Annotated in this window: 1 protein-coding gene (cut by a window edge); it reads right to left on the bottom strand. The window is 72.1% G+C overall.

The window, feature by feature from the left end; all coding sequences use genetic code 11:
• Positions 1–18,354, bottom strand: partial view of a WXG100-like domain-containing protein gene (locus C8D87_RS16335; RefSeq protein WP_146771728.1) — the 5' portion only. The gene continues 9,288 nt to the left of window position 1, outside the view; only the first 18,354 of its 27,642 coding nucleotides appear in the window; its start codon is at positions 18,352–18,354; the stop codon falls past the left edge of the window.

Here is an 18,354-nt window from a genome sequence, read left to right as displayed (position 1 = left end):
GATCCGCGCGAACGCCGGACCGTCGAGGTGCACCGTCGCGCCGTCGCGGGTGTGCAGGACGAGGCGGCCGTCCGCATCGGACTCCGCCGACACGTAGAACGTCCGCTTCGGCAACGGCATGGTCCGCGCGTCACCGGGAACAGCGCCGCCCTCGCCGTCCCGCCAGAACGACACCCCGACCGGCCGGTCCCCGTGCATGATCGGCCTCGACCGCACCTCTGCGGGCTCGACCGGGATCCACCTGGCCTCGCCGTGCAGCTCGCCCAGCGTCCAGGCCGGTCCCGACGAGAACTGCTCCCACCGGCCGCCCCGGGTCACCACGGTGTCCCAGGCGTCCTTGAGGGGCGCCCCGACCTGGACCACCGTCGTCGGCGCCACCACCGGCTGCCGGTACCCGAACCCGGCCAGTGCCTGCTGCAGGTCGTACGCGGTGCCGCCGCCGAACCGATCCGCACCGGTCGAACAGGACACCAGGGTCAGCGCTTCCTGCTCGCGCACGGACATCAGGTCCCGGAACACCCGCAGGTCGTGCAGCAGCTCGCCCAGCGCATCACCGCGCACGGTGACGGTGCGGCCGTCGGTCAGCTCGAGCCGCGCGCTGTCGGGGTTTCCGTGCAGGGTCACGTAGGCGGACCGCTCCGGCCACGGCGCGGGCTGTGAACGGTCCGGCCTGCCGTGATCCGCATTCCCGGCAACGAGCGACGTGGTGCCCCGGTGCGGCAGCGACAGGTCCGTCAGGTCGTGGCGCAGCTCCCTCCCGACCACGAACGACACGAACTGCGGCCGGCCGTCCGGACCGTTGATCGAGGTGACCCGCACCTCGCTCGTGTGGAACCTGGTGGGCCAGCCCCTCTCCGGGGTGCGCGCCTCCAGTTCCAGGCCCTGGACCACGTCGGCCAACGGGAACGCCCGCCACGAGCCACCGCGGTCGACGACGATCTGGCCGCCACGTCCCAACCAGTCGGTCCGCAGGTGCACGTCCGTCGTCGGCGCCACCACCAGCTGATGCCAGCCGTTCGCCGTCAACGCCCGCTGGAAGTCCCCCGCCGCCGCACCGGCACCGGACCGGCCGGCGAGCAGCACCACCGAGCCGCCGGCGTTGACCTCCGCCATCCGCTGGAACTTCGGCAGCTCGGACACCACTCGCCCGAACGTCTCCCCGTCGACCCGGACCCGCGTGCCGTCGGTCAGCCGCAGCTCGAAGGAGTCCTCACCACCGCGCACCGCGACGTACATCGAGTCCTTGCGCCACCGCGCGGGAGCCTCCATTCCCCCCTTGCTGCTCGGGAACGCGGAGGAGCTCACCGGCTGCACGAAGGTCCGCAGGTGCTCGCTCCTGGGCTCGGCACCCCACCTCAGCGACGTGGAACGCTCGCTGCCGCCGAGGAACGTCAGCCCGACCGGTTCGTGGAACAGACCCAGCGGATCGGTCTTGCGCCACATCCGCTGGACCCGGACCTCACCGGGCTCGAACCGGCGCACCTCACCGGTCGCGTCCACGCCCTGCAGCCGCGCCGGCTCCCGCGAGGGCGCGGACGGCTCCCCGTGCTCCGCGACGGACCGGGACATCCGCCCGGAGTCCGCGTCCGGTGCGGTGGTGGAGCGGGCCACGCGTCCGGCCACCGGCACGTCACTCGTGCCGACGTCGGCCATCGGGAACGCCCGCCACGTCCCGCCGTGGCTCACCACGATCTGACCGGCTCCCGCCTCGTCCGCCCGCAGACGGATCTCGGTCGTCGGCGCAATCACCTGCTCACGCCGACCGGCGGCCTCCAGCGCCTGCTGGAAGTCTCGCGCCGCCTCGCCGGAGCCGGCCCAGTTCGTCAGCAGCACCACCGCGCCGCCGTCGTTGCGGTTCGCGACCTGCTGGAACTTGTCCAGCTGGGCCATCACCCGCCCGAAGGTCGAGCCGTCCACCCGCAGCGACGAGCCGTCCTTGAGCGTCAGCTCGAAGTAGTCCTTGTCGCCGCGCGCCGCGACGTACAGCGCGTTCTCGCGCCACGGCGCGGCCGTCTGCCTGGGACCGTCGCCGGGTGTGCCCGACAACGAAGGCATCGGGTGCACCAGCGTCTGGAGGTGCGTGCTCCTGGGCTCGGCACCCCACGTGAGGGAGGCGTCGCGGGCGGGGCCGGTGAGGAACGTCAACCCGACCGGATCGCTGAACAGGCCGAGCGGGTTGGTCTTGCGCCACATCCGCTGGACCTGGACCTCGCCCGCCTCGAACCGGCGCACCTCACCGGACAGGTCCACGCCGCGCAACGTCGTGTCGGCGCCGCCGGGGATGACGCGGACGGTGAGGTTGTCGTTGTGGTTGTAGACGGTCCAGCCGTCCTGGGTCCACACGGCCGGCCCGCCGTCACCGCCGTCGCGCAGTCCGGCCGCACCCCTGGGCTCGTGGACCGGGTTCTCGACGAGGAACTCGAGCCGAAGGGCGTTGTGGAACGCGCGCCCCCGGGTCGGACCGTCCAGCGGGGTCGACACGACCAGCGCCAGCGGGTCCTCCCTGCGGAGGGGACCCATGCCGCGGAACGTTTCGCTCTCGATCAGCACGCGCGCGAACGTCCCGCCTTCGACGTGCACGGGCCTGCCCTCGCCCGTGTACACCACGATCCGACCGTCCGCATCGGACTCAGCGGACACGTGGACCGTGCGCTGTGAGAACTGCTTGGCCTGTGCGCCCTCGGGAACGGGCCCGGTTTCCCCGGCGCCGTCCCGCCGGAACGACACACCGACCTGGCGGTCTCCGTGCATGATCGGCGTCGACCGCACCTCACGCGGCTCGAACGGCGCCCAGCGGGCCTCGTCGGCCAGCAGGCCCAGCACGGTGGCGCTGCGGGACGAGAAGTGCTCCCACCGGCCGGCATCGACCACCTGCGTTCCCCACACACCAGGTCGGTGCGTGTGAGTGATGAGCGTTCTCGTCGGCGCCACCACCGGTCCGCGATACCCGAGCCTGGCAATCGCCTGCTGGAAGTCGTGCGTGAAACCGCCGATGCGCCGGTCCGCGCCGACCGAGCAGGACAGCAGTGTCAACGCTTCCTGCTCACGTGCGGACATCAGGTCGCGGAACGCCCGCAGATCGAACAACAGGTCGGCGAACTCCTCGCCCCGCACCCTGACCGTGCGCCCATCGGTCAGCTCCACCGTCACGGTCTCGGGACTGCCGTGCATGTTCACGTACGCGGACCGCTCCGGCCACGGCGCGAGCTGCACATCCGCCCGCCCCGTTCGCACGGCGCGATCGACTTCGGCGAAGCTGCTCACACCCTCCGGCATCAACCCGGTCGTGCCCTCGTGCGGGCGCGACAGCGACCTCAGTCCGAAGCGCTGGTCGGTCCCGATCTGGAAGGTCACCGCCTGCGGCCTGCCGTCCGGGCCGTTGATCGAGGTGATCCGCACCTCACTGGTGCGGAACGTGGTCGGACGCCCGTGCCCCGTCTCCGCCTCGATCTCCAGGTTCCTGACGACCTCGGCCTCCGGGAACGCCCGCCAGGAGCCACCGCGGTTCACGACGATCTGACCACCGCGTCCCGGCCAGTCCGTCCGCAGGTGCACCTCGGTCGTCGGCGCCACCACGAGCTGGTGCCAGCCCTGAGTCGCCAGCGCCCGCTGGAAGTCCCCAGCCGCGCCGCCCATCCCCGACCGGTCCGCCAGCAGCACCACCGTGCCGCTCTCGTTGTGGTTCGCCATCCGCCGGAACTTGTCCAGCTGGGCCGTCACGCGGCCGAACGTCGAGCCGTCCACCCCCAGCCGCGAGCCGTCCTTCAGCCGGAGCTCGAAGGTGCCGTTCTCGGCGCGCACCGCGACGTACATCGCGTCCCGGCGCCACGGGCCCATCTGCTCCGCTGCACCCTTGCTGCTCGGGAACGAGGACGATCCCTCCGGGTGCACGAACGTCTGGCGGTGCGTGCTCCTCGGCTCGGCACCCCACCTCAGGGAGTTGGTGCGGTCAGCTCCGCTGAGGAACGTCAGCCCGACCGGGTTGTTGTTCCACAGCCCCAACGGGTCGGTCCGCCGCCACATCCGGCTGACCCGGACCTCGCCGGGCTCGAACCGGCGCACCTCGCCGTGGAGATCGACGCCCATCGGCCGCCGGTCCACCCACGGCGGCGCCTGCGGTGGGGGAACCTGCTCGAACTCGTCCGGCCGCAGCTGACCGGCCTCGTCATCCGACGGCGTGATGTCCCCGTCGTCCGCGACGTTGCGCCCGTCGGCATCCGCCAGCGTGATCTCGCCTTCATCGCCGGTGCGCGCCGGTGATGGAGCAGATGCGGCGGTGTCGTCCGCGGCGCGGTGCGGGGTCCAGCCGTCCGGGGTTCGCTCGAACACCGTCTCCCGGAAGCCGAACTCGCTGACGAGGGCGTCGCGGAAGGCCCGGACCTGCCCCGCGTCGGCGGGCAGCGTCGACGTCACCAGCGCGAGCGGAGCCCGCTCCGCCACGGCACCGCGGAAAGCCTCGGACTCGCCGACCACCCGCGCGAAAACCGGACCATCGACGAACACCCGATCACCGTCGGGCGTGCGCACCGCGTACAAACCGTCCGCGTTCGTCTCGACCTCGACGGCGAAGGCCCGCTCCGGCACAGCTCCGTCCGCGATCCGGCCGCCGTCGTCGTGGAAGGACACGCCGACCGACCGGTCTCCTCGCAGGATCGGCGCGGATCGCACCGCACCGGGTTCGAACGGCACCCAGCGGGCCTCGTCGGCCAGCCTGCCCAGCGGGAAGGCCCCGCCCGACGAGAACGTCTCCCAGCGGCCACCGTCGGCGAGGTAGGTCGCCCAGGCGTCCCGGTGGTACGTGTGGAGCGTGACCACGGTCGTCGGCGCCACCACCGGCTGGTGGTGCCCGAAGCCCACCAGTGCCTGCTGGAAGTCGCGCGCGACGCCACCGGGACCCCGCACGGCACCGGTCTCACAGGACAGCATGACCACCGCGTCCGGATCACGCGCCGCCATCAGGTCCCGGAACGCCCGCAGGTCCTGCAGCACGTCGGCGAACACCTCGCCGGTCACCGTGACGGAGCGGCCGTCGATCAGCTCCAGGCCCACGCTGTCGGCATCGCCGTGCGGCACCACGTACGCCGACCGCTCCGGCCACGGCGCGGGCTGCGAGGCGTCCCTGCCCTCCCGCAGGTCGCGCCCGGCCTGGTGGCCGTGGTCGCCCTCCGGCAGCAGCAACGTCGTGCCGCGGTGCGGCAGCGACAGCGTCACCGCGTCGTCGCGCATCTCCCGCCCGACCGCGAACGTCACCGCCAGCGGACCGCCGTCCGGACCGTTGAGCGCGGTGACCCGCACCTCGCTCGTGCGGAACTCCGTCGGCAGCCCCCTGCTCGTGGCGGGCAGCGCCCGGTTCTCGACCACGTCCGCCAGCGGGAACGCCTGCCAGGAACCGCCGCGGTCCACGACGATCTGACCACCGCGTCCCCACGCCGGGGTCCGCAGGTGCACGTCCGCCGTCGGCGCCACCACCAGGTGGTCCCAGCCGGCGTCCGCCAGCGCCTGCTGGAAGTCCCGTGCCGCGCCACCGCCCGACCGGCCGGACAGCAGCACCAGCGAACCGCCCTCGTTGCGGTCGGTCAGCTGGCGGAACGGCGTCAGGTCGGCCATCACCCGGCCGAACGTCGAGCCGTCGACCGACACCCGCGAGCCGTCGTTCAGCCGCAGCTCGAACGCGTCCGCGCCACCGCGCACCGCGACGTACATGGAGTCCGCCCGCCACGGTGCCGCGACCTCCTCGGCACCCCTGCGGCTGGGGAACCCCGACGACCCCTCCGGGTGCATGAACGCCCGCAGGTGTTCGCTCTGCGGCGCCGCCGCCCACCGCAGCGCGCCGGCCTCCTCGCGACCGCTGAGGAACGTCAGGCCGATCTGCTGCTCACCGCGCACCAGCGGGCGGACCTGGACCTCGCCGGGCTCGAACCGGCGCACCTCACCGGCGGGATCGACGCCCTGCGGCCGCTGGTCCACCCACGGCACCCGATCCGGCGAGGGCGTGCCGTGCGTGGACGTCGTGTCCGTGAGGTCGTCGAAGGAAGGCACGCCGTGGACGGTCCAGCCGTCCTCGGTCCGCAGAACCGGCATCCCGTCCTCGCCGACGACGACGTCGGCCGCACCGCGCGGCTCGTGCACCGTCTCGCGGAAGCCGAACTCGCTGACCAGGGCGTCGTGGAAACCGCCACCCTGTCCCCCTTCCAGCGGCGTCGACGTCACCAGCGTGAGCGCGAGGTGCTCGGCGTCCATCGCGGTGCGGAAGACCTCGGACTCGCTGACCACCTTCGCGAACGCCGGACCATCGACGAACGCCACGTCGCCGTCGGCGGTGTGCAGCACGTACCTGCCGTCAGGCGCCGACTCGACGTCCACGACGAACGACCGCTGCGGCACGGCGCCGTCCAGGTCCGTGCCGCCCGCTTCGGCCCACGCCGAGCCCGGCGCTGCGGCACCCTCGTCGCGGAACGACATGCCGACCACGCGGCCGTCGCGCAGGACCGGCTCCGAACGCACCTCGGCCGGCTTGAACGAGTCCCACGACGTGCCGCCGCGCACGACGAACTCACCCAGCGGGTGCGCGGGTCCGGACGAGAAGTGCTCCCAGGTTCCGCCGTCGGTGACCCTGGTCTCCCAGCCCCAGCGAGCATTGCCACTGATGACCGACGGGCGCGTGGGGGCGGTCACCGGTTGCGGGTGGCCGAGCTGCGCCAGCGTGCGCTGGAAGTCGAACGCGGCGCCGCCCGGCGCCGGCACGTTGCCGGTCCAGCAGGACATCAGCAGGATGCCCCTGGGCTCGCGCTCGACCATCAGCTCGCGGAACGGACGCAGATCGTTCACCAGGTGGGCGTAGGTGTCACCGGTGACCCTGACATCGCGGCCATCGGTGAGCGTCAGGTCGAACGTGCCGGGCTCGCCGTGCGCGAGGAGGTAGGCCGAGTGTTCCGGCCACGGCGCCGACTCGTAGTGGCCGACCGGCTCCCCGTGGGTGTCACGGCCGTCGTTGCGCGGGTTGTAGCCCTCGCCGTAGTGGAACGTCCTGCCGAGGTAGGGGTGCTGCTCCATCCCTCGAGCGACCGTCAGCTCGTTGCCGGTGATGAAGGCCAGGCCCATCGCGGCGCCGTCCGCGCGGACCAACGGACGCGTGCGCACGTCGGCGCTGCGGAACGTGACCGGCGAGTTGTCGTCGAGAATCCCCGACAGCGTCAGGTTCTCCATCACGTTCGGCAACGGGAACGAACGCCACGCGCCGCCCCGGTCCAGCACCAGCTCGCCACCGCGCCCGAACCGCGGGGTGCGCAGGTGCACGTCCGTCGTCGGCGCCACCACGAGGTGGTCCAAATCGGCGCCGGCCAGCCCGCGTTCCAGGTCCCTCGCAGCGCCGCCTGGCACGTCCACCGCGCCGGTCCGTCCCGACAGCAGCACCAGCGAACCGGTCGCGTTCGTCTGCGCCATGCGGCGGAACGCGTCGAGGCCCGTCAGCACGTCGGCGAAGGTCGCCCCGTCCACCCGCACCTGCGTGCCGTCCGCCAGCCGCAGCTCGAACGAGGTCTCGCTGCCACGAACGGCGACGTACGTCGAGTCCGGGTGCCACGGCGAGTCGAACCGCTCGGCGCCGCGGCGGCCCGGGAAGGCCGAGGAGGTGTCCGGGTGCAGGTAGCTGCGCAGGTGCGATGCGGCGGGCTTCTCGCCCCACTCCAGCGAACGAGTGGCGTCACTGCCGGACAGGAACGTCAGGCCGATCTCCTGGCCGCGCCGCACCAAAGCCTGAACGCTCACCTCACCGGGCTCGAACCGGCGAATCTCACCGTGCAGGTCCACCCCGGCGAGGCGCTCGTCGATCCAGGTCATCCGCTCGAGCTCGGCGACCGTGCCGCGAACCGGTGCGGCCTCCCGGTCCGCGGCGGGCAGGACGGACTCGTCACCCTCGTCGATCGTCTCCAGCCCCGACGGCGTGCGGCTCGGCTGGGACTCGCCCTCACCGCCGTCCCTCTCCGCAGCGTGCGGCTCCGATTCCACCCGCTCGGGAGGAAGATCGGCCGCCTCGTCCCGCACCACCTCGGCCCGCGCCGGCCCGGCGTCAGGCTCCGCCGACGTGCCGGGAACGGCCTCGGTCTCGGTGCGCGCGACCGGCATCTCGTACACCGTCTCGCGGAAGCCGAACTCCCGCTGCAGGGTGTCCTGGAAAGCCTGGCGCTGGCTCGGCACCTCCGCCGCCGTCGACGGCACCAGCGCGAGCGGCACCTGCTCCCCATCGCCCATCGCGGTGCGGAACGGCTCGGACTGAGCGACCACCCGCGCGAACGTCGGCCCGTCGACCGACAGCGCCGTGCCGTCGGTGGTGCGCACGGTGAGCCATCCGTCCGGTGTGGACTCGACGTCCACGACGAACGCCCGTCCCGCCGGTGTGACCGCTCCCTCCGGCCGGAACGACACGCCGGCCACACTGCCGTCGTCGCGCACCACCGGCACGGACCGCACGTTGGCCGGCGCGAACGACGTCCACTCGCCGTCCGCGTTGCGCACGCCGAGCTGGCGCGCCTCGCCGGAAGCGAACCTCTCCCACGTGCCGGCGTCGGCGATCCACGTCTCCCAGGTGCCGTTGTTCCACTGCCACGTGCCCACCTGGCGGGTCGGCGCGACGACGGGCTGGCGGTGGCCGAACTGGTCGAGCGCGCGCTGCAGGTCGTGCGCCAGGCCTCCAGCCCTGGGAGTCACGCCGGTGTCGCAGGCGATCAGCGTGAGGGCCTCGGTGTTCGCCGTGCCGTCACGGAACGCCTTCAGGTCGTTCAGCACCCGGCCGAAGGTCTCGCCGTCGACCTGGACGGTGCGGCCGTCGACGAGGTCGAGGTGCACCGCGTCGCCCTCGCCGTGTGCGAAGACGTAGGAGGAGTTCTCCGGCCACGGCGCGGTTTCGGAGCGGCCCCGGCTTCCCGCCTCGGCGGCGTCGAGACCTTCCTCCGTCGGGTATCCGGCCTCGTAGCGGCGCGTGGTGCCGGTCGGCTCGGACGTCACGGTGCCCGCGTCGTGGCGGAGGTCGGGACCCACGGTGAAGGCGACACCGACCGGCGTGCCGTCCGCGCGTTGGATCCCGGTGGCCCTGACGTCGCCGGTGCGGAAGGTGGTCGGCACCCGGCCGTCGCCGATCGTCGCGGGCAGCACAGCGTTCTCGATGACGTCCGGCGTCGGGAACGCACGCCACCGGCCACCGCGGTCCAGCACGGTCTCGCCGCCGCGGTCCAGCAGGGCCCCGGCGCCTCCGAACAACGGGCCGCGCAGGTGCACGTCCGTCGTCGGCGCCACCACCAGGTGGTCCAGCCCGGCGTCGCGCAGCCCGCGCTCGAAGTCCCGCGCCGCGCCACCCGGCACGTCGAGGGCCCCGCTGCGACCGGACAGCAGGACCAGCGACGCGGCCTGGTTGTCCTCCGACATCCGGCGGAACGAGTCCAGTCCGGTCAACACCTCGGCGAACGTCGTGCCGTCCACGCGCAGCGGTGTGCCGTCGCCCAGCCGCAGCTCGAAGTGGCGCTCCCCGCCACTCACCGCGACGTACGTAGAGTCGGCCCGCCACGGCGAGACGATCCGTTCCGCACCGCGAACGCCGGGGAACGCCGAGGACGTCTCCGGGTGCACGTAGCCGCGCAGGTGCGACTCCGCAGGCGCCTGCGCCCATTTCAGGGAACGCGCGCCGTCCTTGCCGGACAGGAAGGTCAGGCCGATCTCCTGGCCGTTGCGCACCAACGGCCGGGCCTGCACCTCACCCGGTTCGAAGTGGCGGATCTCCCCGCTCGGGTCCACCCCGAACGGCCGCCGGTCCATCCACGTCGTCCGGTCGAGCTCGGCCACCGTGCCGCGAACGGGCGCCGCTTCCCTGTCCGCAGCGGGAAGGACGGACTCGTCACCCTCGTCGATCGTGTCGAGCCTTCCCGGCGACCGGTGCTGCTCCGGCTCCGGGACACCGGACGACGTTGCGTCGGAGGCTTCGTCCGCCCGACCGGGACTTGCCTCCTGTGGCTCGCTCAGGAAGTCCGCGATCGTCCTGCGCTGCGTGACCGACGGCAGGTCCTCGTCGATCGGCTCGTTCAGGAAGTCGATCAGCGACTTCCTCGGCCGGGCGTCCTCGGACGACGGTGCGTCGGTGCCGGTCCGCGACCCCGCGTCGACCGGATCGGCCAGACCCAGCTGTTCGAGACCGGCACGGTCGGTCTCGATGACGATGGGGCTGTCCGGCACGGTGTGCACCGGCTCCGTCCAGGCTTCCGGTGCCTTCGAGCTGCGGAAGGTGGGCGTGATCGTCCATTGTGGAGTGATTCGGACGAGGTAGCGCTCGTCGCCCCCGCCCGCCGGCGCGGCGCCGTCCTTGGACGAGGTCTCCTTCGTAGTCTTGACGGTCTGGTCGGCAGCCGACTGGTAGTCGACCGCCTTCATGAAGTTCTCGATCACGTTGAGGCCGGGCCGCTGCTGGGCGTTGTCGACGTGCACCGCACTGGCGCCCGCCCCCGGCATCATGCCGGTCTGGACGCTGGTGGTCGTGCTGACCTTCGTGGTGTCCGTGTCCGACACCTTGGTGGTCAGCTCGGTTCGCACCGGGCCGATCAGCTCCCGCTTCACCACGTCGGCCGTGATGTCGACCTGTCGCACCGCATCCGACGTGATCTTGACGGTGTAGGGCTGGCCGGCGAGCAGGTCGCGCATGTGCGCCCGCAGCGGCAGGGACCCGGTCGCCGCCTGCAGCTGGTGGATCGCGCGCGGGTGCAGCACCGGGCGGGGACCGTCGCCGCGCGCCAGCACGTCCAGCGCCTCGTACAACGCGGGTGAGTCGAACGACCGGACGTGCAGCGGCGTCTGGTCCTTCAACCCGGCGGGCAGCTCCTGTGCCTGCTGCCACTCCTTCAGCGACCCGGTGGCCTCCCGCTGCGCGGGCGTCTGCTGTCCGTCGACCGGAACCGTCTCGTCCTTCGGCACGACCGAACGCACCGCGGCGGGCAGCGTGAAGTCGGTGGACCACGGCTTCTCGTACCAGGTGCCGCCGGGGAAGAAGCGGCGGAACTTGGTGGCCCGCGAGTAGTTGTAGACGTCCATCGTGACGTGCAGGTCGTGCAGGAACTCGACTGCGTCCAAGGACCTCTTCGCGGTCACGGTCTCGCCGTGCTCGTGCGTCACGGTGCGAGTGGTCGCGGTCTCCCCGAAGCCACCGATCGAGAGGCCGAAGCCGGTGGCGGGCAAGCCCTTCTTGCCCATGCCGGCCTGCGCGCCGATGCCCCAGTCCCCGCCCCACCCCGAACCGCTGGAGGAGCCGGAGGACCGGGTTGCCGCCGTTTCGGCCTCGACGGTCTCGTCGAAGGCGACGCGGTGGAACTCGCCGGGACCGAGGTCCGCGCGCAGCACCACGAGCTGCTCGACGCGGCCGAAGACGTTGATGGCGGGCAGGAAGACCGGCAGGCCGCCGTTGAGCATGCTGCGCAGGGCCGGGCCGAACTCCGCTCCGGTCAGGGTAGGCCCGAGCACGTCGTTGAGGAGCCGGTCGTTGAGGCTGCCGAAGTCGCCGGCGCCGCGGTTCACGAGGTCGGTCCGAGGTGAGGTCAGCACCTCCTGGGCGAGCTCGATCACCGAAGCGGGAACGCTCCTGGCGCCCTGCTCGATCGACCACTCGTCGATCCTGCTGGAGATCTGGAAGAGCAGCTCCTTACCGGCCTCCAGGCGGTGCAGCTCCACCCGGCCGCTGCCACGGCCCACGTTGGAGGGCGCGGCGACGTCAGGGGCGGCGTCTTCTGGCTGCGAGCCCTGATCCTCGCGCGCACCTGGTGCATCCGAACCGTTGTCCGAGCCGTGTTCCGGACTGGAATCGGTCTCACCCTCGTTCGTGCGCCGGTAGGCCTTCACCTCTTCGGGGAGCAGGTGTTCGAGGTCCGCGTCCCGCAGCAGGCCGATCTGGTGGATCTCGCTGGCGGGAATCCACGCCGTGGCGGCGTCCGGCACGTGCACGCGCATCGCGTCCGAAGTGCTGCGGCCGTCGTGCTGACCGCCGAGGAAGTCGTGCCAGCGCTGCCGTTTGCTGGTGTGCAGGTCGTACGTCGCGTCGAACTCGACCAGGTAGGCGCGCTCGGTTCGCGTGTGGACCACGGACTCCTTGACGCCGGTGCCCTCGGTCGAGCCCTGCTTGCTCATGTAGTTCACGCCGCCGCTGCCCATCGTGATGAGGCTGGCGAACTTGTGGCCGAGCGGAGGCACGTCGACAGCGCTGGCACCGACTTCGATGCCCTTGCCCTTCTGCCTGTCGGCGGTCTGGCCGTGCTCCACCACCTCGGCGGTGGAGAACTTGTGCGTGGTGTCGACGGAGACGATGCGGGGGTTCGTCAGGTCCGCGGACAGGTCGACCCGCACGACGCGTTCCCGGTCACCCAGCAGACCGGGCCGGTTGTAGGTCCGCAGCTCCACGGTGTCCTTGAACACCGCGGTCCGGTCGAACCGCCCCGCCCGCGCCGGGAGTTCGGCGAACGCCTCGAGCGCCTCCCTGGCGGCGGTGCGCTCGTCCGGCGTGGTCAGGTCGGCGCCGGCCAGGTTGTTCGGCTTGTGCTGGTCGATGTTGGCCGGCCGGTTGCCGAACAGCACCCGCCTGCCCCAGCCCGCCACCTTGTTGCCCGGCTCCTCGTCGACCATGCGCGCCACCGTGGGCACGAGGTCTGGCACGGGCTTGAGCGAGTCGAGCTGGAACACCGGCGGCAGGTAGGCGGCGCGGTGCGTGCCCATCCTCGACGCCGCGCGCCAGCCGGCGGTGTTGTCGATCTTCTCCCAGCGCGGCGCCACCTCGTCGGGGTCCTCGACGACGCTGTCGCGACGGCTGTTCGTCGTGTCGGGCACGGGTGCCGGGCGATCAGGCACGAGAACGTCGGCCTCGCCGCGGAACGTGTGCACCTTCTCGCCGTTGCCCGCCCAGCGGTCACTGAGCGCGACCTCGACCTCGATCGGGTAGCTGGTGCGGTGCAGCGGCCGCTCGCCGTCGAACCTGTGCTCGACACCGACCTCGTGCGTGAGGCTCTCGATGTTCTTGGTGCTGTGCTTGCCGTAGATGTAGGCGCTGCCCGACTTGAAGTTCTTGACCCTGGCGTCGAAGACGTAGCCGGAGACGCCGGCGGTCGTGTCCCACGACTTGGTGAGGTCGACGCTTTCCTTGCGCGACACCGAAGTCACCGTCTTCGCCGTCTCGCCGGGCACCACGCCGACGTAGCGAGCCTCGGCCGTGACGGGCCGGGCCTTCACGAACACGTCGGGCGCGTCGGGAGCCCACGCGCTGACGGGCAACCGGACCGGCTCGCCCCGGCCGATCTCCCTGGCGTGGTCGTGCACGAACTGCCGCAGCCGCTGCTCGAACGCCCCCAGGTCCTTCGACCGCACGGCACCCTCGACCCACAACCGGTGCAGGGTGGGGCCGACGATGCCCGCGACCGTCTCCTCCGGCAGGGTGTGGATCACGTCCAGCTGGTGCAGTGCGCGGTCCAGGTCCACCGTCTCGGGCACAGCGCGCCCGGAGGTTTCCGGTTCGGTGGCGTGCCGGACCGGTTCCTCGACGGCCCCCTCCGGCTTGCTCCACACGGTCCCGTCCGCGTCGATCTTGACGCGGTGGGCGTCCGCGCCCGAGCCGACCTGGACGACGTAGGAGAACCGCACCTGCTGGGTCTCGACGGGTCCGGTGTAGGTGCTGGTGACCTCCTGCCGTCCCTTGGCGGTGGTCTTGCTCCCCGTCGTCGTGGTCGCGTACTTGTACGCGATCGGGCCGACGCCGCCACCCAGCGCACCCGTGATGTCACCGGCCTGGACGAACAGACCGCCGCCCCAGCGCAGGCTCACCGACTGCCCGGACGTCGACTCGTAGCTGGTGTCGTGCTTCCGCACGATCCTGCCGTCGACCGTCTCCTTGGGACGGACGGCCTGCGTGTCCACGACCGCGATCGACACCTCGACCCGCTCACGCTTGCCAGGCAGCTTGAACGCCTCGCGCACCGGCTCACCGGTGAGCAGCTCGGCACCGCGGTCCGGCAGGGTGGCGAGCCAGTCGCGGAACCTGCGCGCACCGGGGTGCCCGATCGGGAAGTTCTCCGCCTTCGGCCCGGCGAGCGCCCGCTCGACCTCGTTGTAGATCTTGTGCAGCCCGTTGATCTCGACCTGCGCGATGTCGCGCGGCCGCAGCTCAGGCCTGATCGGCTGTGCTGGTGGCTCGGCGACCTCCCGCCGCGGCCACACCAGCGGCACGTCCACCGACACCGCGTCGGTCTTCGTCTGTCCCTTCAGCCACGGCCACTTCCGCGGCTCGCGCACCGTGAGCTTGAACGTGACGTCGTGCACGGACCGCTCGGCACGCAAGCCCGTCTCGGTCACCTCGGTCTTCAGGCCACGCGAGAGCTTCGCCGCCATCGACGACGACGGCTGGTTGAACAACCCCGCGAGCCTGAGCGTGACGTTGACGAACGGCGTAGGCACCCGGAAGTTGCGCGCGTCAGCCATGATCGGCGACCGCTCGCTGGTCACCGACTGCTCCGACGGCGTGCGCGTGCGCTTGTTCGCGAAGTCGGCCGGTTTCGGCTGGACGTCGCGCCCGGAGCTGACGCCGACGACCTCGATCTTGACCTGGGGCGCCTGCCGCGTCTTCACCCCGAGATCCACGACCACACCACCGTCGGCGGCGCGGTGGAAGTGGGCCTTGATGTTCTCGTTCGAGAAGTGCGTCTCGACGGCCTCGCGCAGCAACCGGTCCGCTCGGGTCTCCTTCAACCCGAGCTGGTCGATGATCGCCTTGCGCACCGCCGTGCCGTCGATGTCGCCGTCGACGATGGGCCGCTCCGAACGCGCGCGCCGGACGAGGTCCGCCGGAGCCGGGGTGGTTGCGGGGTCGCCCTCGCGCACCGGGGTGATCTCGGGCTCGTGCCTGGTCGAAGGCTCGTCCAGGCGCGTGGCCGCCTCGTCCACGCGACCACTGCTCGCCACGGGCACGGCTTCCTCGTCCGTGACAGGCTGCTGACGGCGGCCGGCAGGATCCGCGTCCGGGGTGCGCTCCGACACCGGTGCGCCGTCTGACGTCGTGACGACCCGCTCCGGCTGCTGACCGTCGCGCAACCGCGCCGGATCCGTGGCGTTGCCGGCTCGCCCGGCTTCCGCGGGGCGCGTGCCGCCCGTCGACTGGCCGGGGCCCGCCTGCGTCTCCGGCCGTGCACCGGTGGCGGGGCCGTCCGTGCGGCCGCCGACCGTCTCCGGCCGCACACCCGTGGCAGGCATGTCCTGCCTCTGCTGATCCGGCCGACTGCCCGCTGGTACATCTGGACGAGCACCGCCCGTGCGCTGATCGGGCCGAGCGCCAACATCCTGTCCGTCCAGCCTGCCTGCCACCGGACCAACGACCGGCGTGACATCGCCCGTACCGGCACCGCGCTGATCAGGCCCGGCACCAACGTCCTCCGCGTCGAGCTTGCCGCCAACGGCGTCGTCGGTGCCGGTGCTGCGCTTCTCCTGTGCCGTGACCGGCTGCTCGGCCACGCGGTCCGGCGCCTGCGGGGCAGTCCGCTCTCCCGCGTCGGGCGCGCGCAACTGCTCCTCTCGCGCCGAACGGTCCACCGGGTCCACACCGTCCCGCGAGCCGAGCGGCTGGCGATCGCCCCCACCCGACGGAACCGGCGGGTCGTCCGAACGGCGCGGAGCAGGGCCATCGGTCGAGGTCGACGTGACAGGCCTCGTCTCCGGAGTGGTGCCCGTGGTCGGCGTGGTACCCGTCGTCGGCGTCGTGCCCGTCGTCGGGGTGGTACCCGTAGTCGGCGTGGTGCCCGTCGTCGGCGTGGTACCCGTCGTCGGCGTGGTGCCCGTCGTCGGCGTGGTACCCGTCGTCGGCGTCGTGCCCGTCGTCGGGGTGGTACCCGTCGTCGGCGTGGTGCCCGTCGTCGGCGTGGTACCCGTGGCCGGGGTCGTGCCCGTCGTCGGCGTGGTACCCGTCGTCGGCGTCGTGCCCGTCGTCGGGGTGGTACCCGTCGTCGGCGTGGTGCCCGTAGTCGGCGTGGTACCCGTGGCCGGCGTGGTACCCGTCGTCGGCGTCGTGCCCGTGGCCGGGGTCGTGCCCGTCGTCGGCGTGGTACCCGTCGTCGGCGTCGTGCCCGTCGTCGGCGTGGTACCCGTCGTCGGCGTCGTGCCCGTCGTCGGCGTGGTACCCGTCGTCGGCGTCGTGCCCGTCGTCGGCGTCGTGCCCGTCGTCGGCGTCGTACCCGTGCTCGTGGTCGGCGTGGCGCCCGTCGTCGGGGTCGTGCTCGTGGTCGGCGCAGTGCCCGTCGTCGGCGTGGTACCCGTGCTCGTGGTCGGCGTGGCGCCCGTCGTCGGCGCAGTGCCCGTCGTCGGGGTCGTACCCGTGCTCGTGGTCGGCGTCGTGCCGGTCGCCGGGGTCGTACCCGTCGCCGGGGTCGTACCCGTCGCCGGGGTCGTACCCGTCGCCGGGGTCGTACCCGTCGCCGGGGTCGTACCCGTCGCCGGGGTCGTACCCGTCGTCGGCGTGGTACCCGTCGTCGGCGTCGTGCCCGTCGTCGGCGTCGTGCCCGTCGTCGGGGTCGTGCCCGTCGTCGGCGTGGTACCCGTCGTCGGCGTCGTGCCCGTCGTCGGGGTGGTACCCGTAGTCGGCGTGGTGCCCGTCGCCGGGGTCGTGCCCGTGGCCGGGGTCGTGCCCGTCGCCGGGGTCGTGCCCGTCGCCGGGGTCGTACCCGTCGTCGGGGTCGTACCCGTCGTCGGGGTCGTACCCGTCGTCGGCGTGGTACCCGTCGTCGGCGTCGTGCCCGTCGTCGGCGTCGTGCCCGTCGTCGGCGTCGTGCCCGTCGTCGGGGTGGTACCCGTAGTCGGCGTGGTACCCGTGGCCGGCGTGGTACCCGTCGTCGGCGTGGTACCCGTCGTCGGCGTCGTGCCCGTCGTCGGCGTCGTGCCCGTCGTCGGCGTCGTGCCCGTGGCCGGGGTCGTGCCCGTGGCCGGGGTCGTGCCCGTCGTCGGCGTGGTACCCGTCGTCGGCGTGGTACCCGTCGTCGGCGTGGTACCCGTCGTCGGCGTGGTACCCGTCGTCGGCGTGGTACCCGTGGCCGGCGCGGTGCTCGTTGTCACCGGGCGGCCGCTTGCGTCGACGGGAGTGGTGGCGCTGGAGCCGCTCGTGGACATGCCGGGGCCGCGGGCCGTACTGGGGGTGCTGCTGGAGGGATCACGCGCGGCGCCGGTGCTGCTGCCGGTGGTCGTGCTGCCGCCCGTGGTCGTGCTCCCACCCGGTGTGACCGGGCTGCTCTGGGTGGGGACCGGGGTCGAGGTGACGGGGGACGCGTCGGTGCTGGGCGGGGTGAAGGTGGTGCCGACCCGCGTGCCGTTGTCGATGGCGGGCGACGAGGACGTGTTGCCGAGGTCGATGCTGGGCAGGTTGAAGTTGGGGACGGTGATCGGCTTGACGACCGCGGGGTCGACGCTGGGGACCTTGGCGCGGGGCCCGCCACCGCCTGGCTCCAGGGAGCCGAACATTCCGTCCGTCAGGCCGCCGGGGCTGTTGGTGGCCTTGTTGGTGAGCGGGTTGCTCACCACCGCCAGCGGGATCTGGACGATCGTGTTGGCGAGGGGTTTCAGGCCCTGGATGCTGCGGGGCAGCATGCGGCCGATGTCGCGGCCGATCTTGCTGAAAAGGCCGACGGCGCCTTCGCCCAGGCCGCCGAGGGCGCCACCGATCACGCCCCCGATCACGCTGCCCTTCAGCGAGTTCAGGTCCCAGCCGTCGCGTTTGCCCGCGATGATCTGGCCGGCCTGGATGCCCCCGTCGAGGCCCACCATGAACGCGGCGCCGAACGCCGCTCCCGTCAGCGCCCTGATGAAGAGGGTTTTGGCGACGTTCATGAGTCCGTACTGCATCAGCCTGGTGACGAGCATGCGCAGCGCGAAACCAATGCCGACGCGAGCGGCCGTGATCACGCCTGGGACGAGGAGCGAACCGAACAGCGAAGCCAAGAGCGACGCGATCGTCGCTGCCAGAATTCCCAGCATCGAGACGATCATGATCTTGGTCTTCTGGATGTCCGCCGCCGCGTTCTTCAGCATCTTGGCGTAGGCCCTGGCCTGGTCCTCCAGCTGACCAGCGCCCTCGCGGAACGTCCCGGAGAGCATCTTCTGGATCTCGTCGCTCGTGGCGCCCTCCATCACGGTGGAGAACTCGCCCGAGACGGTCAGCAACTGCTGGCTGAGCGCGTCGAGCTCCCCCGCCATGACCTCCCACTGCCACGAGAGCTCCTCGAGGTCACCCTCGCTGCCCTCCGGCCAGGGCATGCCAACCGTGAACTTCAGCAAGCTCTGAAGCGCGGGAGGCAGTTCGGTGGTCAC

The sequence above is a fragment of the Lentzea atacamensis genome (assembly GCF_003269295.1).
In the GTDB taxonomy this organism is placed as follows: domain Bacteria; phylum Actinomycetota; class Actinomycetes; order Mycobacteriales; family Pseudonocardiaceae; genus Lentzea; species Lentzea atacamensis.
This window is presented reverse-complemented; position numbering and strand designations above follow the sequence as displayed.